Annotated in this window: 12 protein-coding genes; 4 read left to right on the forward strand and 8 right to left on the reverse strand. The window is 51.6% G+C overall.

What is annotated here, in order from left to right; all coding sequences use genetic code 11:
- Positions 1–81: 81 nt before the first annotated feature.
- Positions 82–3549: a DNA polymerase III subunit alpha gene (dnaE, locus tag C7W93_RS11035; RefSeq protein ID WP_108440049.1), complete on the reverse strand. Its 3468-nt coding sequence runs from the start codon at positions 3547–3549 to the stop codon at positions 82–84.
- A 129-nt stretch (positions 3550–3678) separates the two neighbouring features.
- On the opposite strand from dnaE, the gene C7W93_RS11040 reads away from it, so the two are divergent.
- Positions 3679–4569 carry a sulfurtransferase gene (locus tag C7W93_RS11040; RefSeq protein ID WP_108440050.1) on the forward strand — a complete coding sequence of 297 codons (891 nt, stop codon included), beginning with the start codon at positions 3679–3681 and terminating at the stop codon, positions 4567–4569.
- A 103-nt stretch (positions 4570–4672) separates the two neighbouring features.
- Here C7W93_RS11040 and C7W93_RS11045 read toward each other — a convergent pair whose 3' ends face one another.
- The 3 genes from C7W93_RS11045 to lptF form a co-directional block, all read right to left on the reverse strand.
- Positions 4673–5059, reverse strand: a complete 387-nt coding sequence (locus tag C7W93_RS11045; RefSeq protein WP_108440051.1) for a sirohydrochlorin chelatase — start codon at positions 5057–5059, stop codon at positions 4673–4675.
- A gap of 106 nt (positions 5060–5165) precedes the next feature.
- Positions 5166–6299, reverse strand: coding sequence for an LPS export ABC transporter permease LptG (gene lptG, locus C7W93_RS11050; protein ID WP_108440052.1), 1134 nt, complete (start codon positions 6297–6299; stop codon positions 5166–5168).
- A complete protein-coding gene (lptF, locus tag C7W93_RS11055; RefSeq protein ID WP_108440053.1) occupies positions 6296–7447 on the reverse strand; it encodes an LPS export ABC transporter permease LptF in 1152 nt (383 codons plus the stop codon). The genes lptG and lptF overlap by 4 nt, the downstream gene beginning before the upstream one ends.
- A 37-nt stretch (positions 7448–7484) precedes the next feature.
- On the opposite strand from lptF, the gene C7W93_RS11060 reads away from it, so the two are divergent.
- Together C7W93_RS11060 and C7W93_RS25050 are read left to right on the forward strand one after the other, a co-directional pair.
- Positions 7485–8996 (forward strand): leucyl aminopeptidase, encoded by a 1512-nt coding sequence (locus tag C7W93_RS11060; protein ID WP_108440054.1) that lies wholly within the window; start codon positions 7485–7487, stop codon positions 8994–8996.
- Between the two features lie 655 nt (positions 8997–9651).
- Positions 9652–18765, forward strand: a complete 9114-nt coding sequence (locus C7W93_RS25050) for a glycoside hydrolase family 94 protein (RefSeq protein WP_225869807.1) — start codon at positions 9652–9654, stop codon at positions 18763–18765.
- A 424-nt stretch (positions 18766–19189) separates the two neighbouring features.
- Here the strand turns inward: C7W93_RS25050 and C7W93_RS11070 are convergent, their stop codons facing one another.
- The 3 genes from C7W93_RS11070 to xth form a co-directional block, all read right to left on the reverse strand.
- On the reverse strand, positions 19190–19924 hold the full coding sequence (locus tag C7W93_RS11070; RefSeq protein ID WP_108440055.1) for an SDR family NAD(P)-dependent oxidoreductase: 735 nt from the start codon (positions 19922–19924) through the stop codon (positions 19190–19192).
- Positions 19925–20194: 270 nt separating this feature from the next.
- Positions 20195–20851, reverse strand: a complete 657-nt coding sequence (locus tag C7W93_RS11075) for a GntR family transcriptional regulator (RefSeq protein ID WP_108440056.1) — start codon at positions 20849–20851, stop codon at positions 20195–20197.
- A gap of 901 nt (positions 20852–21752) precedes the next feature.
- On the reverse strand, positions 21753–22520 hold the full coding sequence (xth, locus tag C7W93_RS11080; RefSeq protein WP_108440613.1) for an exodeoxyribonuclease III: 768 nt from the start codon (positions 22518–22520) through the stop codon (positions 21753–21755).
- A gap of 339 nt (positions 22521–22859) precedes the next feature.
- Between xth and C7W93_RS11085 the strand changes: the two genes are divergently transcribed.
- Positions 22860–23303, forward strand: coding sequence for a nucleoside deaminase (locus tag C7W93_RS11085; RefSeq protein ID WP_108440057.1), 444 nt, complete (start codon positions 22860–22862; stop codon positions 23301–23303).
- A gap of 79 nt (positions 23304–23382) precedes the next feature.
- Here C7W93_RS11085 and C7W93_RS11090 read toward each other — a convergent pair whose 3' ends face one another.
- Complete coding sequence (locus tag C7W93_RS11090; RefSeq protein WP_108440058.1) at positions 23383–24138, reverse strand: hypothetical protein; 756 nt, start codon at positions 24136–24138, stop codon at positions 23383–23385.
- Between the last annotated feature and the right edge of the window lie 414 nt (positions 24139–24552).

Genomic DNA, 24552 nt, shown 5'->3' on the forward strand with positions numbered 1-24552 from the left:
AATAATCGGGATAAGAACGTTATGAGCGTTACATTACGCACTGACGTTAATTGCTTGCTCGTGTAATGTCGTAACCCAAAATCAATACTCAACCATGACAGCATCCTTGCCTAATCTCGCAGTCAAAGATGCCTGCAAACCATCATTCGGCGAAATACGCCAGGCATCACCCAATACAATATCGCATCCAATCTCTTGACCGGTATAGTGAACCGTCAATGGCAGCCCGGTTTCAGAGCGATGCGACGACAGCATTTCTTTCAGCTCAGTAACGCCGATCTGCGGGGTTGCTGTTGTTAGCGACAATACAAATTGCCGCCCATAATGAATCCGCGCCGCGGCGATATCCATTACTTTTTCGGCCGATACGCGCAAGCCGCCGTTAAATCGATCTTCCGAGACTTTGCCTTGCACGACCAGAAATTCGTCCTCCTTGAAGAAGGCTTTATTTGGCTCGAATTGCTCGCTATAGACAGTGACATCCACGGTCGCGCTGCCATCGTCGAGCGTGACAATGATCATTTTCCCGCGCTGAGTCATTTGCGTGCGCAATCCTGAAATGATTCCGGCTAGTGTTCTTGGATCACGCGATGGTTCCAGATTGCCTAACGGCGTGCGGGCAAAACGACGGGCTTCGGGCGCGTAGGCATGAAATAAGTGGCCCGACAAATAAAATCCAAGCGCGGATTTTTCTTCGGTGAGCTTTTGCTTATCGGTCCATGGCGTGGCCTTGACATATTCTGGCGGCGGCTCCAGATCGCTATCATCGCCGCCGAACAGACTGACCTGATTTGCCGCTGCCAGTTTCTGATCTGCGGCTTCCATCGCCAGCGGCACGGAAGCGATCAAAATACCGCGATCCACGTTGAAACTATCGAATGCACCGGCGCGAATCAAGGATTCGATCGTGCGCCGATTGATCTGGCGTTTATCGACGCGTACGCAAAAATCAAACAAATCAACGAAATGTTTTTCTTTCCGTGCAACAACAATAGCCTCAATCGCATTTTGGCCAGAGCCTTTTACAGCCCCAAGACCATAACGAATGAAGGCCGCTTTTTTCCCCGCTTCGGCCTCAGGCGTAAAGCGATATTCCGACAGATTGATATCTGGCGGCAGCAGCGTCAGCTTGCAAACATCTAACGCATCCTCAACCAGAATTTTAACTTTCTCGGTGTCATCCATCGCCAGCGATAAGTTGGCTGCCATGAAGGCCGCCGGATGATGGGCTTTTAAATAGGCGGTGTGATACGACAATAAAGCGTAGGCGGCGGCGTGCGATTTGTTGAAACCGTAGCCCGCGAATTTTTCCATCAAATCGAAAATTTCATCCGCTTTGGCTTCGCTCAAACCATCTTTGGCAGCACCGTCACGGAATATCTGACGATGCTCTGCCATCTCCTCCGCTTTTTTCTTACCCATCGCACGACGCAGCAAATCCGCGCCGCCGAGCGAGTAGCCGCCGACGACCTGCGCCATCTGCATTACCTGCTCCTGATACACCATGATGCCGTAGGTCTCAGACAAAATACCTTCGGTACGCGGATCGGGATAGTCGAAACGTTCACCGTGTTTACGTTTGCAGAAATCCGGAATCAGATCCATCGGACCCGGACGATATAGCGCCACCAGCGCGATAATATCTTCGAAGCGATCGGGACGTGCATCCTTCAGCATCCCTTGCATGCCGCGGCTTTCCAGCTGAAATACGGCGACTGTTTTAGCAGCGGTCAGCAATTGATACGAAGCGCGATCATTCAGCGGCAATTTCTCCAGACTGAAGTCCGCCATCGCCGGATCGAGATGCTTTATATACCGCACAGCGCGATCAAGAATAGTCAGCGTGGTCAAACCCAAAAAGTCGAACTTGACCAGACCAACGGCCTCGACATCATCTTTATCGTATTGCGATACCACGCCGGCATCGCCGCCCTGCGTGTAGAGCGGACAAAAATCGGTCAGTTTTCCGGGTGCAATCAGTACGCCACCGGCATGCATACCGATATTCCGCGCGATCCCCTCAACCTGCTGGGCCAGACTTAACAGTTGCTTGACCTCTTCTTCATTTTCCAGCCGCTCCGCCAGCATCGGCTCTTCTTTGATCGCATCGGCAATTGTGACGTGCTTGCCCGGCTTGAAAGGGATCAGCTTGGAAATACCATCACAGAAGTTATAGCCAAAATCCAGCACCCGACCGACATCGCGAATCGCGCCCTTGGCGGCCATCGTTCCGAAGGTCGCAATCTGCGACACCGCATCTTTGCCGTATAAATCCTTGACGTGTTGAATCACACGGTCACGGCCTTCCTGGCAAAAGTCGATATCGAAGTCGGGCATCGAGACCCGCTCAGGATTAAGAAAGCGCTCAAACAGCAGGTTATATCGCAGCGGATCAAGATCAGTAATTTGCAGCGAATAAGCGACCAATGAACCAGCACCAGAACCCCGCCCCGGTCCGACCGGCACGCCATTTTCTTTCGCCCAGCGAATAAACTCAGCAACGATCAAAAAGTAGCCGGGAAAACCCATTTTGATGATCGTATCGATTTCAAACTTCAACCGATCCTGATAGCGTTGCCGATTTTGTTCGCGCTTCTCTTCATCCGGAAACAAATGCAGCATCCGCATTTCCAAACCATCTTTCGACTGCTGATCCAGAAAATCGCCAATCGACATCCCATCCGGCGTTGGAAAATCCGGTAACTGGGGCTTACCAAGTTGCAGCGATAAATTACAACGTTTGGCAATTTCAACGGAGTTTTGCAATGCCGCTGGCATGTCGGCGAACAGCGCAGCCATTTCTGCCTGGGTTTTAAAGCATTGCTGATCGTTGAAACGCCGCACCCGCCGGGCGTTGGCCAGCATTTCGCCTTCAGAAATACAGGTGCGCGCCTCGTGGGCGATAAATTCTTCTTTATCCAGAAATTGAATCGGATGGGTCGCGACTACTGGCAATTGCAACTCAGAGGCCAGTGCGACCGCCTGACGAACGTGCGGCTCCATATTCGGCTGATCAGCACGCTGCACTTCGATGTAAAAATTATCCGGAAAAATCGTCATCCAGCGCTCGGCGCAGCGTTTCGCCGCCGCCAGATTGCTATTGTCAATGGCGATGCCGACGTCACCAAAATGCGCCCCGGACAACGCAATCAGACCGTTACCGTTAGGTTGATGCTGAAGATCCTCTAACCATTCCTGGCGAATTTCAGCGCGGCCACGATGCAAATTTTCCAGCCATGCCTTAGATAACAATTCACATAATTGCAAATAACCAGCGCGATTCTTGACCAATAACAGCAGCCGGGATGGTTTATCGCGCGTCTCGTTATTGGTAATCCAGACGTCGCAACCAATGATCGGCTTCACGCCTTTACTGCGGGCAGCCTTGTAGAATTTAACCATGCCAAACAGGTTGGCAAGATCGGAGATCCCTAGCGCCGCTTGCTGATCGTTCGCGGCGGCTTTAATTACGTCATCGATGCGGACTAAGCCATCGACAATTGAGTATTCGGAATGCAGGCGGAGATGGGTGAATTGCGGTGTCGTCATGGGCCGTATTTTACATCGGCCCTCGATCCGAATCGCCATTCATGCGTGTAAATCGCGTTGAAAAGCCGACACGCGTTTATAATACTGTGAAATCAATGACTTACAGTGAAACCACACACACCCAATCTTATGTCGTCCACACCTATTTACGTCAACATCGCAGCATATAAATTTATCACTTTCGACGATACTGCGGACAAACGCGCAGAATTTCTGACAACGTGCACGCAACTGCAATTAAAAGGAACGATTTTACTTAGCCCGGAAGGCATTAATCTGTTTCTGGCGGGTTTGCGTGAACAAATTGATCAGTTTTTGACATGGTTACGCGCTGATGCACGCTTTTCTGATCTGGAAGTAAAAGAGAGTTATTCAAAAAACCAACCGTTCACGCGCATGCTGGTCAAGCTCAAAGCCGAAATCATTACGATGAAACATCCGCTGATTAAGCCAGAACTAGGCCGCGCGCCATCCGTACCGCCAAAAACACTGAAGCGCTGGTTGGATCAAGGGCATGATGATAACGGTCGTGAAGTAGTAATGTTGGATACGCGTAATGGATTTGAGGTGGACGTAGGAACATTCGATAATACGATTGATTATCGGATTGATAAATTTAGCGAGTTTCCCGAGGTGATCGCCACCCATAAGGATGCGCTGGCAGACAAAACAGTTGTCACATTCTGCACCGGTGGCATTCGTTGCGAAAAAGCCGCTATTCATATGCAGGAAATCGGCTTTGACAGCGTTTATCAATTGGACGGCGGAATTCTGAAGTATTTTGAAGAATGTGGCGGCGCACACTATAAAGGCGATTGCTTTGTATTCGATTATCGGACGGCGCTGAATCCCCAACTGCAAGAAACAGCAGCTGTGCAATGTTTTGTTTGCCGCACCGTAGTTACCCCGCGCGAACAATTGTCACCAGAATATGTTGTCGGACAATCCTGCCCACATTGCCCACCTAAAAAAATCTCTCAGAAAAGCCTTGCCGTGAAGTACACAATTCCGGCTGAGTAATCTGGCGTAGTGAGTAAAATAAAAAGGCTAATACGGTTAGGGCTCCGTTGACGCAAGCCGAGTGCGGCCCGGCTTGCATCAACGGGAGAAAAAACCGTTTCAATTACAACCGAACACTCCCAACACAGTACCCCGCAATAGCATCCAAAACCCCAACCTGCTCTCCTACAGCCTCCACCACATTAATCACCATCCCCGGATACCGCTCCTGCGCTTCTAAAACCAACAACGGCAAGTCCCGCTTAACATGCCCACCCTGCCCCAAAAACACCGGCACAATCGTGATTTCAGTCACACCATCCGCAGCAAATCCACCTAAAACCTCCGGCAACTGCGGCGTCATCAACTCCAGAAACGCCAACACAACCCGCACATCAGGCAATCGTTCCTGAGTGATTTTTTGAAGACGCTCAAACGGTTCCACCCAACTAGCCGCACGCGCTCCATGCGCGAACAGAATCATTGCTTTCTTATTTGTTTGCGTTTGCATTTACTTATTTGTGCCTATTAATGCTGAGGATGCCGATTAATACTGAGTAATGTTGATATTCACATCTGCCGCAGACCCGGTCCCAGTTCCCGATGAAAGCAACACATCACCGCCGCTCAACCCGCCAAAGCACCCCAAGCGCCGCCACCAGAAACAATCCACTTGGCACCACTGCCGTAATAAACGGCGGCCACGTATTCAACAATCCCAAATGCGAGAACAAGCTATTCACCAATTGAAAACTCAACCCAATCATAATCCCGGTGAATATCTTCAAACTAACGCCACCAGCACGGAAATGCAGATACGCAAAAGGCAACGCCAGCGCCATCATCACAAATATCGATAACGGATAAACCACCTTCTTCCAAAACGCAATTTCATAACGCTCGGTATGCTGATTATTCTCCGCCAGATGCTTGGTGTATGCCCTCAAATCAAAAGCCGACATCCGATCAGGATCAGCGAATAACACCGACAGAATCTCCGGCGTGATTTCTGACACCATATTCATCTCGGGCTTATTGTGCGTCGCAATCGCCGTATTAATATTATCAACCGTCGTACCGTCAACGAAATCCGTCTGTACCACATCGCTTAAACGCCAGACATGGGCACCGGCATAAACGCTATGGTCTGCCAAAATGATCGAAGTAAGATGAAAGTTATGGTCAAATTCATATACCTTCAGACCTCTTAGCTCCCCATCTGGACGAATTTCACGTATGTTAATAAAGCGTGACCCGATCACCTCACCAGTCAGGCCATCTTTCTTAATCACGTCCTTACTCCACAAACCTGACCGAAATTCTTGCGAAAGCGATGCACCCTTGGCTTGTAATTTAAGTTTTTCGGCAAATTCAGCACTTTTTGGCGCAACGAATTCACCAATTAAAACAGTCGCAACCACAAACAACAGACCGATTTTGAACAGCATCATTGCCGCCATCCGAGTCGACATGCTAGAAACCCGCATGATCGTAAATTCGGAATGTGCCGCAAACTGCGCCAACGTATAAATCGTCCCGATCAGCACCGCAATCGGCATCAATTCATACGCATAGCTGGGCAAACCCAACAAAACAAAGCCAAACGCATGCTGTAATTTATAACCACCGCGACCGACCGATTGCAACTCTCCCATTAAATCGAAAAAGGCAAACAGGGCCAAAAATGCGGCAAGGGCAAATAAAACCGAGCGCACAATCTCGGCGGTGAAATAACGTTGTAATACTTTCATGCTGCCGCCGCCGATTTTTTAATGAGACGCGCATGCTTGATCGCCGACCACACGACCAGAGGATGATAGCGACTGTTCACTTTCAACCGCCATGAGAACAGAAACAGGGTAATCCCCAGAACCACCAAATGGACCGGCCACCACGCCATCAGGAAAGACATCCGGCCCTGCACAACCGTCGCCTGGAAAAAGCTGACCATATTGCTATATGTCACAAATAACAACAACGCGATAATCAGACTGGCAGAGCGACCGACACGCGGATTAACAAAACTCAACGGGATCGCCAGCAACATCAAGCATAGCGCCATCATGGGCAATGACATCCGCCACAACAATTCGCCCATATTAAAATTATTCGGGGTTTTTAGTAATTCGCTGGTTGGCAACGCGCGCGACGACTTGTCGCCACTTAACGCTTGCGATTGCGTGGCAACCAAGGTGCCATAGCGCTCAAATTCCATAATCCGGAAATCGCTCTGCGTCTTGCTTGCGTCGTTCAGCGTGCTGTCATAGCGACGACCTTGGGACAGAATCAGAAATTTATCGCCTTTATCATCCTGCTCAACCATGCCTTCTTTAGCGATCACGATGCTATTTTTGCCTGGAGTTTGCGTATTGATAAAAACGTTTTTGACTTTGTTGCTATCGCCCGACAGGCCCTCGACGAAAAAAATTCGATTCGCGCTAGCGGATTCCTGAAACTTACCCGGCGCGACTTTCGATAAATCCTCACGTTTTTCAAAGCGTTCGCGATATTCGGCGCTCTGCGTATTGGCCCACGGCGTCGCCACGAAACTGAGAATCGCGGTCAACACAACAATGGGAAGGCCAAACCACAGTACCGGCGCGATCCATCTGGTCAGACTGAGGCCAGAGGCGAACCAGACCACCATTTCGGAATCCTGATAGCTACGCGTCACCACGAGCAGCACGGAAATATAACCGGTCAGGATCAAAATGATAGGCAAGTAATTCAACGCCTGAAAGCCGATCAGCGCGATCACATCCGAGGACGCGATCTTACCTCCCGCCGCCTGGCCGAGAATTTTGATCAACATCACTGTGATGGTAATGGTAAAAAGCGTGGTGAACACGGCGCCTGCCGTACTCAACAATTCGCGTCGAAGTGCGCGCTGAAAAATCATGGGGGGACTATAATTGGAGATCGATAAGGAGTAACTGATGGACTTTAGCATAAAAACACACGACGCAAAAACCTCAATTTCCACCCTCAAATCCGGCTGTATCGCAGTCGGGGTCTTCGAAAACAAAAAACTATCACCCCAAGCACAAGCACTTGACAAAACCGGTGAAATTACTGCTGCGCTGAAGTCAGGCGATATTTCGGGGAAGCCGGGCTCCACTTTACTATTACGCGCAGTCTCAGACACAGCTGCTGAGCGCGTTTTGCTGATTGGTCTGGGCCCAGAAGGCGACATCAGCGACAAAGTTATTTCTCTGGCCGCCGTATGCGTCGCCCGCATCGCTGCGACCCTCGGTGCCAATGACGCCGTTATCGCATTGCCATTCACAGCCATCAAAGAACGTGACCAGGCCTGGGCTATTCGCACCACGGTGCAAACGTTGCGCGATAACAGCTATCGCTTCGACACACTAAAAAGCAAAAAAGACACCGCACCTGCGGGCGTGAAGAAATTTATATTCCTCGCGACAGTAGCGCAAACAGCCGCCGCTAAAGAAGCCGTCGCACAGGCAATCGCCTTAGCCAACGGCATGGATCTGGCCAAAGATCTGGGCAACCTGCCCGGCAACTTTTGTACGCCGACTTACCTTGCCAACACCGCCAAGAAACTCGCCAAAGAATTCAAACTCGGCGTAGAAGTCCTGGACCGCAAACAACTCGAAGCGCTGAAAATGGGCAGCTTTCTGTCCGTTGCCCGCGGCAGCGATCAACCTCCCAAGTTTATTGTGTTGAAACATCTCGGCGGCAAAGCCAAAGATGCGCCCGTCGTGCTGGTTGGCAAAGGCATTACTTTCGACTCCGGCGGTATTTCGCTCAAACCCGGCGGCAGCATGGATGAGATGAAATACGACATGTGCGGTGCGGCTTCAGTATTAGGCACTTTCCGCGCCATCGCTGAAATGAAGCTGAAGCTGAACGTCATCGGCGTGATCCCCGCAAGTGAAAATATGCCGTCAGGCAGCGCCACTAAACCGGGCGACATCGTCACCTCAATGTCAGGCCTCACCATCGAAGTATTAAATACCGATGCCGAAGGCCGTCTGGTGTTGTGCGATGCGTTGACGTATGTTGAGCGCTTCAAACCTGCTGCTGTAGTCGATATTGCGACCCTGACCGGTGCCTGCATTACGGCACTCGGCCATCACAATTCCGGCTTGTTCACCCGCCACGATAGCGCGCATGACGGTTTGGCAAATGAATTGCTCAGCGCAGGAAAAACCAGCGGCGACACAGCGTGGCGGATGCCGATCGAAGACAGCTATCAAGAGCAGTTGAAGTCGAATTTTGCCGATATGGCAAATATTGGCGGCGCGCCTGCTGGCAGCATTACCGCAGCCTGCTTCCTCGAAAGATATACCAAGAAATACACTTGGGCGCATCTGGACATCGCTGGCACCGCGTGGAAAAGCGGCGCGGCAAAGGGCGCAACTGGTCGTCCGGTGCCATTACTGACGAATTTCCTGATTAATCGGGCAGCGGCGGTCAAGTAAATACAGTTGAAATTGCTTCGCGGCATACATTTTTTTCAATATTGCAGCGATTAATTTCCATTTGGCAAGTAAAAAACAGGCAGTCAATGCACATTGACTGCCTGTTTTGCATTGAAGTTATGTCATCAAGCCCGATCAGCGCTTTCTTTTATACAAGTGATAACGCTCCCAATACTCCCGTCGTTCTCGCTCCCCCATTTTTGCCTGCCATCTACGCAATCGCTGCACAATTCCTGTCTTGCGTTACTTTTTAATCCCTGTACGATTACACCTATTCATTTCAATTTTAAAGTGGCGTCTCTGGCCATTTTGCCCAATTCCTTTTGGGTTGTTTCCGTAAAATTTTCTGGTAAAGTTTTTAGGTAACCGTCTCTTTCTATCGCGACAAATAACGCGTACAAACCAATCCGCGGCTAGCTTACCAGTCGCATCGGGACGACAAACGACTTGCACAACGTCGGCTAAAACCGGGCATTTTCTGTGCAATTTGGTTTAAAAGTTGATAAAGCCACTTCTACCGTAGCCGCTACGCACACTTTCTTAGCAATCTGTATCGATCTACTGATAATGAATTTATCACTCTGGCCTGCGTTACGTCGCAGTGGGAACACCATCCCACCTTAGCGTCCACGATACACAGAAAGGGATACCGGAATTGAAAGCATCTCTCAAAAACTTGCTAGGTGACCTGAATCAAAAAGTGCATCAATTGTTGACGCGCTTTAACGCCAATGCAACGCTCTCCAAATCCGCTTCAGAAGAACGCCCCTTGCGTGCAGAACTATTCAGCGCATTGCAAATGGAACAGCACGGCAAGCTCCTCGCGACCGATCATCAGATCAATCCCGCACCGATCCCCGATCAATTACTGCCGCGTCTGGCCGATAACGAGCGGGTCTTGCTGCACGCCTGCAATCTTTTAATCGAGTCAGTTAAGGTTAAACGCCAGATCACCCCGGCGGCGGAATGGCTACTGGACAATTTTTATCTGATAGAAGAACAAATACGCACCGCCAAGCGCCATCTGCCCAAAAACTACAGCCTGGAATTACCGCGCTTGCTGAAAGGTCCGTCGGCTGGTTTTCCCCGCGTCTACGACATCGCGCTAGAAACCATTTCGCATGGCGACGCCCGCGTCGATCCAGAAAGCCTCAGCCGCTTTGTCGCCGCCTATCAGAAAGTCATGCCATTAAAGATGGGCGAACTGTGGGCGATTCCGATCATGCTGCGCCTGGCGCTGATCGATAATCTGCGCCGGGTCGCTGCGCGGCTGGCAGTCGGCAGCCAGCACCGCAATCTGGCCGATTCCTGGGCCGATCAGATGACCGAGATTCTGGAAACCGATCCCAGCAGCCTGATTTTAGTCATCGCCGATATGGCCCGATCCGATCCGCCGATGGTCGGCTCATTCGTCGCAGAACTGGCACGCCGTCTGCAAGGTCAGGGACCTGCGCTGGCATTGCCGCTGACCTGGATCGAACAGCGTTTGCTGCAATCGGGCGATACGGTCGAACAGCTGGTGCTGACGGAAATCCAGCAACAAGCCGCCGATCAGGTATCGATCAGCAACAGTATCGGCAGCTTGCGCTTTCTCGCCACGATGAACTGGCGAGAGTTTGTCGAAACCATGAGCATCGTCGAGCAAACGCTGCAAAGCGATCCGGTCGAAGTCTACGGAAAAATGGATTTCGGCACACGCGATCAATATCGTCATAGCGTCGAACGTATCGCAAAACATTCTGATTTAAGCGAGCTGGAAGTCGCGCAACAAGCGCTGATACTGGCCCAGCAAGCGGCCACAAGATTGAATGGCGACGACAGTAAACCGGCGCAGCAAAGCACCGACACCCATCTTTCGCATGGCCCACACAGGAATGACAACGGCGATCCGCGTCAGGCCCACGTCGGCTTCTATCTGATCGATGCAGGCTTACCGCAACTTGAAAAAATTGCCGCTATCCGTCTCCCGGTAATCGATCACGTTCTGCAATCCGCCAGCCGCATGCCACTGCGCATTTATCTCGGCGCCATCGCCGTGTTGACCACGCTGTTCACAGGCAGCTTGCTATATCGCGGCTACGCCCACGCTTACCCGCACCGCCTGCCAGAATGGGAACTGCCGGTCATTGCCGTACTGGCGCTGATCGCCACCAGTCATCTGGCGCTGGCGCTGGTGAACTGGCTGGCGACGATGGTTGCCAAGCCGCAGCGATTGCCGCGCATGGATTTTTCCGATGGCATTCCGTCGGAAGCCAGAACGCTGGTTGTCGTTCCCAGTATGTTGATTCACGCCGATAACGTCGACGATTTGTGTGAAGCATTGGAAGTCCGTTTTCTGGCGAATCGCGATCCGCATTTACACTTTTGCCTGCTCACCGATTTCCGCGACGCCTCCACCGAAACGCAACCTGAAGATGCGATTCTGCTGGAACTGGCCGAAGAACGCATCAATGAACTGAATCAGAAATACAATCCCGACCGCAGCAGTACTTTCTTTCTGTTTCATCGTCCCCGGCGCTGGAATCCGCAAGAAAATATCTGGATGGGCTATGAACGCAAGCGCGGCAAACTGGCGCAACTAAATGCCTATCTGCGTGGCGGTGCACGCGACGCCTTCATGCGCATCGTCGGCAAGCCGGAAGTGCTGTCGAATATCAAATTCGTCATTACGCTCGATACCGATACACTGCTGCCGCGCGATGTTGCATGGCAACTTTCCGGTGCGATGGCGCATCCGCTCAACACCCCTTTTTACGATCCCGCACTTCAGCGGGTCACCGCCGGTTACGCCATTTTGCAACCGCGTGTCGCCACCAGTTTGCCGGGCAGCAATACGTCGTATTACGCACGTTTATATGGCGGCGAATCCGGCATTGATCCCTATACCCGCGCCGTGTCAGACGTATATCAGGATTTATTTAAGGAAGGCTCTTTCATCGGCAAAGGGATTTACGACGTCGATGCTTTTGAACATGCGCTGGCGGGTAAATTTCCCGAAAATCAAATTCTGAGTCATGACTTGCTAGAGGGCTGTTATGTGCGTTCGGGCTTGTTATCCGATGTGCAGCTCTACGAAGAATATCCGAATCGTTACGGCACCGACGTTAGCCGCCGCCATCGCTGGATTCGGGGCGACTGGCAAATTGCCGGTTGGTTACTGCCGCGTGTCCCCGCTTCGGATAACAAAAAATCACGTCAACACAACGCATTATCGACCCTGTCGCATTGGAAAATATTCGACAATCTGCGCCGTAGTTTGGTCTCTCCCGCGCTGTTCCTGTTGCTGGTGTTAGGCTGGACCGCGCTCAAAGCCCCCTTATTCTGGAGCGCCACCGTCGGTGGAATTATCGTCCTGCCGTACATGATCGGTTCGCTGCTTGATCTGTTGCGCAAGCCCGATGATGTCTTGCTGCAACAACATCTGATGGCGGTGCTGCGCAGCAGTGGCAATTATCTGGTGCAGGCGATGCTGACATTGGCATTTTTGCCGTATGAAGCCTGTTTCAGCCTGGACGCGATGCTGCGTACGATGTGGCGCATGCTGATATCCCGTCGACGGATGCTGGAATGGAATCCGTCGAGCGAAATCAGCCGCCACAGCACTACCGATATGCTCAGCAGTTTTCGCGCCATGTGGCAAACGCCCGCGCTGACGATTGCGATTGCGGTGGCGATTATCGGTCTGTCGCCAACCGCATTGCCAACCGCCGCACCTCTGCTGATATTGTGGTTATATGCGCCCGCACTGGCATGGTGGATCAGTCGGCCGCAGCAACCGACTGAGTCGCAACTGACGGCGGATCAGCATCGTTTTTTGCGCAATTTATCGCGCAAAACATGGGCTTTTTTCGAGACCTATGTCGGCCCCGAAGACAACTGGCTACCGCCCGATAATGTGCAAGAAAAACCCGTCGCAGCGGTAGCGCACCGGACCTCACCAACCAATATCGGGATGGCGCTGCTAGCCAATTTATCCGCGCATGATTTCGGTTATATCCTGACAGCGCAATTACTCGAACGCACCGAAAATACCGTGCGCACACTCACCACGCTGGAGCGCTATCGCGGTCATTTTTATAACTGGTATGACACCCAATATCTAAAACCGCTACAGCCGATGTATGTATCAACGGTGGATAGCGGCAATCTGGCCGGTCATCTGTTGACGTTACAAGCGGGCTTGAATGACCTTAGCGAGCAGCCGATTATTGGTCAGCAATGGCTGCACGGGCTGCGAGACACATTGTCGATTCTGGGAGAAGCCATTGAGGCTGAAAAAAGCGCGGGCGCGATTCCCGCAGTCAGCGCCGCTAATGAACGCGCGGCCTTCCACAAAGAGCTGGCAGCCGCCTGTAGTGCGCCTCCGATCAGCCTGAGTGCCTTGCAGCAATTGATTGAGCGTCTGACCGACGGCGCGCTGGAGATAGAGCACGCCACCCACGCTGCAAATGTCGGCCAGAGTTCTGAAATCGGCTGGTGGACGCGCGCGCTGGTACACCATTGTCGTGAAGCGCACGCGACGCTGGCATGGTTGGCACCGTGGATGATGTTGCCGCAACATACGCACTGGCTGACAGAGTTACCGCGCCTGAATCACATTCCTACGATGCGTGATTTGATCGCTCTTGAAGCACTATTGCAACAATCGGCACATCAGTCTAACGCGGCCAAATTCGCGTATGCCTATGATGATGGCGGTGATAGCGGAGATGCCGACGATGAAAACACCAACTCAAACGACGATCAATTTGAGCTTAACGGCGCTGCAAACTCAACCTCAACCTCATCCTCACGACAAGCGCAGCAAACCCAACAAGCCCAATCAGCGCCAAGACCCCGCACAGCCGAGCAAAATGCACAACTGATCGATATTCACGCCTGCGTCAGAACTGCTGCTCAACGTGCCACTACGTATATCAAATCAATTGCGCGATTAAGCTTGCAACTGCGTGAAATGGCGCAGATGGACTATGAATTTCTATATGATCGCACCAGTCACTTGCTAGCAATCGGTTATAACGTCAGCGAACGACGGCGCGATGCCAGTTATTACGATCTGCTGGCCTCGGAAGCACGTCTGTGCAGCTTCGTCGCTATCGCGCAGGGCCAACTTCCGCAAGAAAACTGGTTCTCGCTCGGACGTCAACTGACCACCGCTGGCGGCGCACCGATTCTGCTGTCGTGGAGCGGATCGATGTTTGAGTACCTGATGCCGCTGCTGGTCATGCCAACCTTTGGCAATACCCTGCTCGATCAAACTTATCGTTCCGCAGTGAAACGCCAGATTGATTACGGTGCACAAACCGGGTTGCCGTGGGGCATTTCAGAATCTGGTTATAACGCCTTTGACGCCAATTTGAACTATCAATATCGGGCTTTCGGTGTTCCAGGCTTAGGTCTTAAACGCGGTCTGGCCGACGACATGGTGATCGCCCCGTATGCATCCGTATTGGCGCTGATGGTCGCCCCGGAGCCTGCTTGCCTGAATTTGCAACGATTGGCAGCGGATGGATTTCAGGGAAAATTCGGCATGTATGAAGCCATCGATTACACCAAGGCGCGGTTGCCACGCGGCCAGTCTCTGGCGCTGATTCGGTCCTTCATGGCGCATCATCAGGGCATGAGTTTGCTCGCCCTCACCTATTTATTGCTGGATCAACCGATGCAACGGCGCTTTGCCTCCGATCCGCTATTTCAGGCCACCATGCTACTGCTGCATGAGCGTGTGCCAAAAGCCAGCGCGTTCTATTCGAACACCAATGAATTGTCTGAAATCCGTACCGTCGCGGCCAGTACGCAGGACGTCCCGGTACGGATACTCGGCAGCGCCCACACGCCGATACCCGAAGTCCAATTACTCTCAAACGGACGCTATCACGTCATGGTGAGCAACGCCGGTGGCGGCTCCAGCCGATGGCGCGATCTGGCCGTATCGCGCTGGCACGAAGACACCACCTGCGACAACTGGGGCACGTTCTGCTACGTGCGCGACCTTAACAGCGGTATTTACTGGTCAAGTACCTTCCAGCCAACCCGCAAACCAGCGCAAGATTACGAAGTCATCTTTTCTGAAGGCCGCGCCGAATTTCGTCGACGCGATTCCGGCGATGGTCATGATATCGAGATGCATACCGAAATCGTGGTTTCACCGGAAGACGATATCGAGCTGCGCCGCAGCCGTATCACCAACCGTTCACGCAGTCGTCGCAGCATCGATATCACCAGCTATGCCGAAGTCGTGCTGGCAACAGCCGCAGCCGACAGCGCGCATCCAGCCTTCAGCAATCTATTCGTCCAGACCGAAATATTGCCGGATCAACGGGCGATTTTATGCACGCGCCGCCCGCGGTCGATAGACGAAAAAATGCCATGGATGTTTCATTTGATGGCCGCCCACGGTGCCGATATCGACAGCATTTCTTACGAAACTGATCGTATGCAGTTTATCGGTCGCGGGCATACCGTCGCCACGCCGCAAGCGATGCTCAGCCAGGCTCCGCTCTCCGGCAGCCAAGGCTCGGTACTCGATCCCATCGTCGCAATCCGGTATCGCATCACACTGGCCCCGGAACAAGCAGTGACGATCGATATGGTCACCGGCGTTACCGACACCCGAGAAAACTGCCTGACCCTGATCGACAAATATCACGACCGTCATTTGGCCGACCGGGTATTCGATTTATCCTGGACCCACAGTCAGGTTATTTTGCGCCAGATCAACGCCACCGAAACCGATGCGCAGCTGTATGGCCGACTGGCAAACTCAATCATTTATGCCAACAATGTATTGCGTGCCGATGCCAGCATCCTGATCAAAAATACGCGCGGCCAATCGGGGTTATGGAGTTACGCCATCTCCGGCGATTTGCCTATCGTGCTATTACAAATCAACGACGTCGCCAATATCGAGTTGGTAAGGCAATTGGTACAAGCACATTCCTATTGGCGACAAAAAGGACTGGCGGTTGATTTAGTTATCTGGAACGAAGATCACGCAGGTTATCGACAATTGCTGCAAGACCAAATCATGGGTCTGATCGCCGCCGGTATCGAAGGCCATATAATCGATCGTCCGGGCGGCATCTTTGTCCGGCCCGGCGATCAGATTGCCAACGAAGACCGGATATTGCTGTACTCGGTTGCCCGTATCGTACTCACCGACAGCAGCGGCACACTGGCGGAACAGATCAATCGACGCGGCGCACCGGAAAGCCGCGTGCCGCGTCTGAATCCAAGCAGAAGCCCAACCCAACTGCTGCCCAGAACCGATCGCGCCATACCTGTCAACGCGCCGCCGATTCGGCGCACCGATCTGATTTTGTCGAATCCGTATGGCGGCTTTACCCCCGATGGTCGCGAATACGTCATCACCACCGACCATACCCAACAAACCCCTGCACCGTGGGTCAATGTGCTGGCCAATGCAGACTTCGGCACCGTCGTCTCAGAAAACGGCATCGCCTACACTTGGGGCGAGAACTCGCACGAATTCAGGCTCACACCGTGGCATAACGATCCCGTCAGCGCTGCCAGCGGCGAAGCCTTCTATCTGCGCGATGAAGAAACCACCGAATGCTGGTCGCCAACGCCGCTGCTGTCGGCCACTTCAGCACTGGGCGTCAGTCCGTCCATTTATCCGACGTCGCCCTACGTTACCCGTCACGGCTTTGGCTATAGCGTATTTGAGCATGTCGAAAACGGCATCGCCTCGGCACTTTGGGTCTATGTCGCAACTGATGCATCGGTCAAGTTTTCGGTTCTCAAATTGCGCAATGATTCGGGCCGCACCCGCAAACTATCGGCCACTGGTTATGTTGAATGGGTACTCGGCGATCTGCGCGAGAAATCCATGATGCATGTCGTCACCGAGGTTGATCCTAACAGCGGCGCAATCTTTGCCCAAAACGCCTATAACACCGAGTTCACCCAGCGCACCGCCTTCTTCGACGTGGACGATCCGAATCGCACCCTGACCTGCGACCGCGGCGAATTTATCGGCCGCAACGGTTCGCTGCAACAACCGCAAGCGTTGGAACGGACCCATTTATCCGGCAAAATCGGTGCCGGACTAGACCCCTGCGCCGCCCTGCAAGTACCGTTCACATTGGCTGATGGCGAAGGCCGACAAATTGTCTTCATGCTGGGCTTATCCAAAAACGGCAGCGTAGATGCCAGCACGCTGGTCCGTAAATTACGCGGCACCGCAACCGCACAAAGTGCACTTGACGCTGTCCATCGGTATTGGGATCAAACATTGGGCGCAGTTCAGATCGATACGCCGGATACGTCGCTAAACGTATTAGCCAATGGCTGGCTGATGTACCAAACCATCGCCTGCCGTCTTTGGGGCCGGACTGGCTACTATCAATCCGGCGGCGCATTTGGTTTCCGCGATCAGTTGCAAGATGTGATGGCGCTGGTGCATACCCAGCCGCAACTTCTGCGTGAGCATTTATTGCTGTGCGCTGCGCATCAATTTGTCGAAGGTGATGCATTGCATTGGTGGCATCCGCCATCGGATCGCGGCGTGCGCACCAAATGTTCGGATGATTTTCTGTGGCTGCCGCTGGCAACCTGCCGTTATGTCGTCGCCACCGGCGACACCAGCGTGCTGGATGAAACGGCCAATTTCATCGAAGGGCGACTGGTCGGCGAGGACGAAGATTCTTATTACGATCTGCCCACCCGCTCCGCAAAATCCGCCAGCCTGTATCAGCATTGCACGCGCGCCATCAACCACGGCTTGCGTTTCGGCAGCCACGGTTTGCCATTGATTGGCTCATGCGACTGGAACGACGGCATGGACAAAGTCGGCGAACACGGGCGCGGCGAAAGCGTCTGGCTAGGCTGGTTCCTGTACGACGTATTAACCAACTTCGTGGACATAGCAAACACGCATGGCGACGCCGCCTTCGCCGCACTCTGCAAAAACGAAGCCACTAAACTCCAAGCCAACATCGAAGCCCACAGCTGGGATGGCGAATGGTATCGTCGCGCCTATTTCGACGATGGCAGTCCACTCGGCTCGGCCAGCAATCCCGAATGTCAAATCGATGCAATCTCGCAAAGTTGGGCCGTCCTTTCCGGCGCGGGTAATCCAGAGCGCGCAAAACAAGGAATGGAAGCAGTCGATCGCCGTTTAGTCAAACGTGATGCGGCGCTGATTCAATTACTTGATCCACCGTTCGACAAATCGCCATTGAATCCGGGCTACATTCGCGGCTACGCGCCCGGTGTGCGAGAAAACGGCGGCCAATACACACACGGTGCTATCTGGACCGTCATGGCCTTTGCCCGCTTAGGCGACCACCGCCGCGCCTGGGAATTGCTCGGCCTGATCAATCCAGTCAACCACGGTCTGAGTGCAGAAAAAATTGCCATCTACAAGGTGGAACCGTATGTCGTGACCGCCGATGTGTATGGCGTTGCGCCCCACATCGGGCGTGGGGGCTGGAGTTGGTATACCGGCTCGGCAGGCTGGATGTATCGTTTGATCACCGAGTCGCTGCTAGGACTGACATTAGAAGGCGACCGACTCTCGGTCAGGCCGCTCCTGCCGCCGGAATGGCAACGGTTTGGAATACGCTACCGCTACCGCAGCACAACTTATCAAATCGACGTAACGCAACACACTGACGGAGAAAATGACATCACGGTTGACGGGATTTTGCAGGATGGCGCGACGCTGACGTTAACCGATGATCAGAAAGAACATGTAGTAGCGATAAGGCGTCTCAGTGCAAATTCCATCTTCAGCACTGGTCACTGATTGAGCAAGAAAAATCCGGCGCCTGTTAAAAACAGCCTGTCAAAATTTAAGCGCTTCTGCGAGAAAAAACACGCATAGACGCAAAAATATTTGTCTATGCGTGCGTTATGCCCCCGTTCTAATTTAGCTGTCACTCGGAAATAGGCGGGAAACATGCTTGAGCGCAGCGAGTTGGTTTCTCGATCCGAGGGATGGCTAAAAAATCTGGGGACCCAAGAGCAGCGTCTTTGCGGTCGCCTGTTCTTGGGTTACTTTATTTTGGCGGGGGCGCCGAGCTGAAGCAAAAGAAAGTGACCGGCTGCCGGGCCGCCCCCGCCTTGCATCAACGGAGAAAAATCCGTGTTATTTAACAATAATACGCACCCAAAACCACCATCCCAAAAACCCAACAAATTACCATTCACTCTAAACAAAAACAACAAACTCAATAAGTAGCCCGCCCACCCGAAAGATCAAATACCGCCCCGGTATTAAAAGTACACGCATCCGATGCCAGCCACAACATCATCTCAGCAACTTCCGCCACCCGCCCCAATCGCCCTAAGGGACACTTATTAACCATGCCCTGCACCTGCGCCCCAACCAACTGATTCAGAAGCATCGTATCCACCGTCCCCGGCACGACAACATTCACCAAAATACCAGTCCCACCCAGCTCCTTACCCAAAGACTTCGTCAGCGCAATAACCCCCGCTTCCGCAGCGCTAAAGGCAGATGCATTTGCTTCTCCCTCCTTACCAGCAAGCGCAGCAATATTAATAATCCGCCCACTACCAACCTCCCGCATAAAAGGAACAATCGTTCTACATACATGATAAGTCCCCAACAAATTCACCTCAATCACCCGCCGCCAGGTTTCAGGAAAACTCGTCTCCAACGATACAAGCTCGCCACCAAAACCAGCTGCCTGAATCACAATATCAATTTTTCCAAAATGCCGAATCGTACTATCACAAGCATCCTGAACCGCCGCTAAATTCCTGACTTCAACATCAAAAAAATGCCTGTTAGCAGCAACTTCATGTACACCCTGATCCCAAATACTCACCACCGCACCGCACGCCAAAAACCGGGCACAAATCGCCGCGCCAATCTCACCCAACCCACCGGTCACGACAACAACCTTGTTTGAGAAATCGTATTGCACCTGCCCTGACATATAAATTCCTAGCTTCTTAATTGTTTTGTAATCGACAGATCCACACCGTCACCAGCAACTGATCACGTAGTAATAAACAAAAATCTGAACGAGCATGCCAGGCTAAACAACAACCTATAGCGCTATGCGATAGAACGAAAAATAGAAAACGCCGTGCCGAATGGCCGCGTATAAATGATGAAGATTTGGATACCTTTATAAAGCAATGTACCCTAAAAAATAAACCCTTCTGATAGCGTGAGAATGAGCGGCTTATGCAAAGCCGCCACATCAGACAGGCAAACTCTGTAATGTAAAAGTCAGTAGAAAATCAATCAGATGTTCGCTAGCATCGCTGGCAGCACGCTCATCACCCACCGCGATCGCCGATGCTATGGCGCCATACAGCACAGCAGTTTCTGAAAAATTACCCTGCGGTCCAGTATGGAAATACCAAAAGCGACGCGAGACTGAAAACAGCGATGCCACCGTTTCTGCCGCGATGACATTGCGCCCGGCTTTTGCCAATAAATCGTGGAACGCTACACCCATTTGCAAAAAGCCTTTTATATCGTTTTCGACGACCGTTTTATCCATTTCTCGCGCCAGCGTCACGATCGCCAGACGTTCCTCAATCGTCGCTCGCCGCGCCGCCGCTTTTGCAATCAGGCAATCCAGCACCCGACGGGTCTCCAGCACATCACGTTGTTTGTCGGCATTCAGCGCGGCGACAACAACACCGCTACGGGGAATAATTTCTACCAGATGTTCACGCGCCAGACGTTTTAGCGCTTCTCGAATCGGCGACGTTCCAATACCAATAAGATTGCTAAGGATAGATTCGGACACAAGTTCGCCGGGCACCAGTATCAGCATGACGATCTTTTCCTCAATTAGCTGATGCGCCTGATCGGTGAGTGAAGCGCGCTCCGGATTGTAATCAGACATTACTGCGCACTTCCGTTAAATCGAGCTCGACTGCAAGGACAAAAACACCCGAAAAAAATATAAACATTTTGTTATTTCTTGCCCAACTTAATAGTTGCATTTACACGAAAAGTGTTCCCATACTATCCTAAGTCGATTGACTCGCCATATTCAACCAAAAAATACGGTATTCAGAGCAACGGACATCCTTAACGCATGAAGCCATAAAATCATTTTAATTAAGCGGAATTTTGGGCTTTTTTCAGATCGTTTGATCATCACTGAAGGATCGCGATAACTGCCTTGATTATCCCCATACACTGCCATCGCAATATTTTTTACGCAAAATGCCTGGTTATCGCCGGTAACCCATCACATTCAGCATCCAAAGGATTATCATCACGTAACGATACCAATTACTGCGATTATTTGATCAATGATGGTGTATCGATGTTTACCGACGGAGCGACAATCATGGGCAAGAATCAAGATTCGAAAAAAGCAGTCAAGAAAGAGCCTGCTAAAACAATGAAGGAAAAGAAGGCCGACAAAAAAGTGAAGAAAGAAGAAAAGAAGCGTCAGTAATCATCTGCAATAATGCGGCCCGAACAAATATCGTTGGCTGATGCAGAATAGTGAGAGTTGACCGTTTAGCCTCAGCATAGCTAATAAAAAAGCGACCATCTGCGGTCGCTTTTTTTATTTCAGTCATCGTCCCGATGCATTAGCTGCATTGTATTACGGCACTTTTCTCGGATGCGAGGACTTACTCCAACGGTGCCACGCTGCAGGAATCCATGGACTACAAAAGCAAGCCCTTTACTTACTGCACATATAAAAAAGCCGATCTAAAAATACCGGCTTCAATTGCTGCTATAGATGCTGTAAATCGCGCCCCAGCCAGCGGACGGCAACGCCAAAATTAATCGCTCAACGTCGCAATCACCGGGGCGTGATCAGACGGCTGCTCCCATTTACGCGGCACTTTGTCAATCACGCAGGCCGTACATTTCGCCGTCAACGCTGGCGACAACAGGATGTGATCGATACGCATGCCACGATTCAGGCGGAATCCCATACGACGATAATCCCACCAACTGTATAACTTCTCCGCTTGCTCGAACAGGCGAAACGCGTCGGTCAGCTCCAGATGCTGCAAGCGAACGAACGCCGCACGCTCTGGCGGCGAGACCAGATTTTCTCCGATCCACGCAGCCGGGTCATACACATCGCGATCTTCCGGTGCAATGTTGTAATCCCCCATCAACGCCAGATGCGGATGCAGTTTGCGCTCATCATCAAGATAGTCGTGCAAAGCATCCAGCCACTTCAACTTGTATTGATACTTATCCGATTCCAGCGATTGCCCGTTCGGAATATAGGCGCAGACAATCCGTATCCCCGCGATCGTCGCCGTCAGCAAACGTTGCTGTTCATCTTCAAACATCGGATTATTTTTGACGACATCGGTGATCGGATGACGCGAAATGATGGCCACGCCGTTATAAGTCTTCTGACCGCTAAACACGACGTGATAACCGGCCGCTTCAATTTCCGCCTGAGGAAATTTATCGTCCGTCAATTTGGTTTCCTGTAGCGCCAAAATATCCATCGGATTATCGGAAAGCCACTGCAATACTTGGGGCAAGCGAACCTTCAGCGAGTTAACGTTCCACGTTGCTAATTTCAACATATTTTAGAGCCTTAATTGATGCGGGTATGCGGCAGTTTATCGCCATTCTTTGCAATTAAGCACCAGATTAGCTGCCCGCGGATTCAGAGGAGAGATGTTACCGCATCCCCTAGTTTATCGGGGCGACAATGCTAATCTCCCGGCAAATTCAGTCACGCTTTCTGGATATGCGCATTAATGAAAGACAACTGACGAATTACATCCACTATGGACATTATTAAACAACCGCCGCCGGGATAACTGGTTTATGGTGTTGAGTGTCTGAAAGAGAATGCAATGGAAATCGTAAAACTGCGCAAATGGGACTTTCACGCTAATCCTAAATAAGGAACCACTATGACCGATAAGTTCATGCAAGCAGCCATTGAAGAGGCTAAAAGAGGATTGGACGAAGGGGGCATTCCAATCGGTTCCGTATTAGTGATTGACGATAAAATCGTCGGGCGCGGACATAATCGGCGGGTGCAAAACAGCAGCGCTATTTTGCATGCCGAAATGGATTGTCTGGAAAATGCTGGGCGACTGAAGGCTAGCGACTATCAACGTGCGGTGATGTATTCAACTTTATCTTGTTGCGATATGTGCAGCGGCGCGGCCTTGCTATACAAAATACCGAAGATTGTTATCGGCGAAAATCAAACTTTTCAGGGTCCGGAAGACTATCTTCGCAGCCGCGGCGTCACGCTGGAAATTTTGGAGAATGCCGAATGTATCGCCCTGATGCGTGATTTTATTCAAGCCAGTCCGGCGTTATGGGATGAGGATATTGGGGAAGAGTAAATCGTTCGACCGGCAGTCATTGAAGATAGTCGGGCCGCTCAGCAGAGTCGGCCCGAATCTCATACATCATCGTTCTTTATTATTGCACCGAAAAAGACTCAAGCTCCTCTGTCGTGCGCTTACTCAGCGTGCCGTTGCCCGTCATATCCTCTGTAACAAGTTTGACATCGCGCTTAATTTCAGGCGAATACCAAAAGGCTCTGTAGATGCGCCCACTCACCGGAGGCGGCGTAAATGCAGCATGCGACTGGATCACGACAGTTGCTCCTGTCGTCGCCGCACCGACTGCACTGTTCGCCGATGCGCCGCGTGTCTCAAATTCTTTTTGCCACTCACCTTCGGCTTCAATTTTTAGTGCCTTGAAAGTGCCAGCCGGTACTTTCACATCTTCCCAGCCGACAACGGTATATTGCAGCGTGATTTTTTGGGTTTTGGCTTGCGCATCCGGCTTGTTTTCCAGAGTCTCTAATTTCCAGGTTTTACCCGGTTTCATCGGAAAATCATAGGGCCGCGAAGTCACCGTATTTTTCCCATTAAGACTACGCGTCACGCTCCAATCTGCATTGAGACTGGCTTCTGTCGGCGGCAAATTGCTATCAACCGGCTTACTGGCAAGGATGATGGTCTGCAAACCAGCACGGGTGATCGAGGCTTCCCAATTGCGTGTGGAGGAACGCATGATGTCAGCTTTATTTTCATCAACGCGGACGCTGTAGGCCCACTTATCCCCTTCTTTCAGGACCGGGCGCTCAACAGACTGCGCATGTAGAGTACCGCTTGCAATACAGATCGACGCGATAATCGTCGCACGAAAAGCTACAGTCGCCGCTGTCATTTTTATCTCTACAAAAGTTAACCAGCAACAATTATATTGCCGTCGGCAAGCACAAAAATAGTGGCAAAGAAATAAATTTTTCTATATGCAATTAAATACATGTATGAATGATGCAACAACGGCACTGCGCCTTATTAAAAGGCGCATGGCAATTGCTGCTTGTAGCTTGAAAAAATTGAGTACATACTCCAATTTGCATGCGCCAACGAAACAAACAATATTTCGCACGCGAGACATTCCCCCTATCTACCCGATTTCCACGACAGCGCAGCGTCGTCCTCTCATTGCGCCATGCTGCAAACGGGGTCAACCGTTCTGTTCACAGGAGAAGTGCGATGCGATTGCCGCAGTGGTTAATGCCTGGTCAATTTCCGCCTGCAAGCAATAGGCAAATTAATGCATATTGTTGTTGCG

The organism is Glaciimonas sp. PCH181, assembly GCF_003056055.1.
In the GTDB taxonomy this organism is placed as follows: Bacteria; Pseudomonadota; Gammaproteobacteria; order Burkholderiales; family Burkholderiaceae_D; genus Glaciimonas.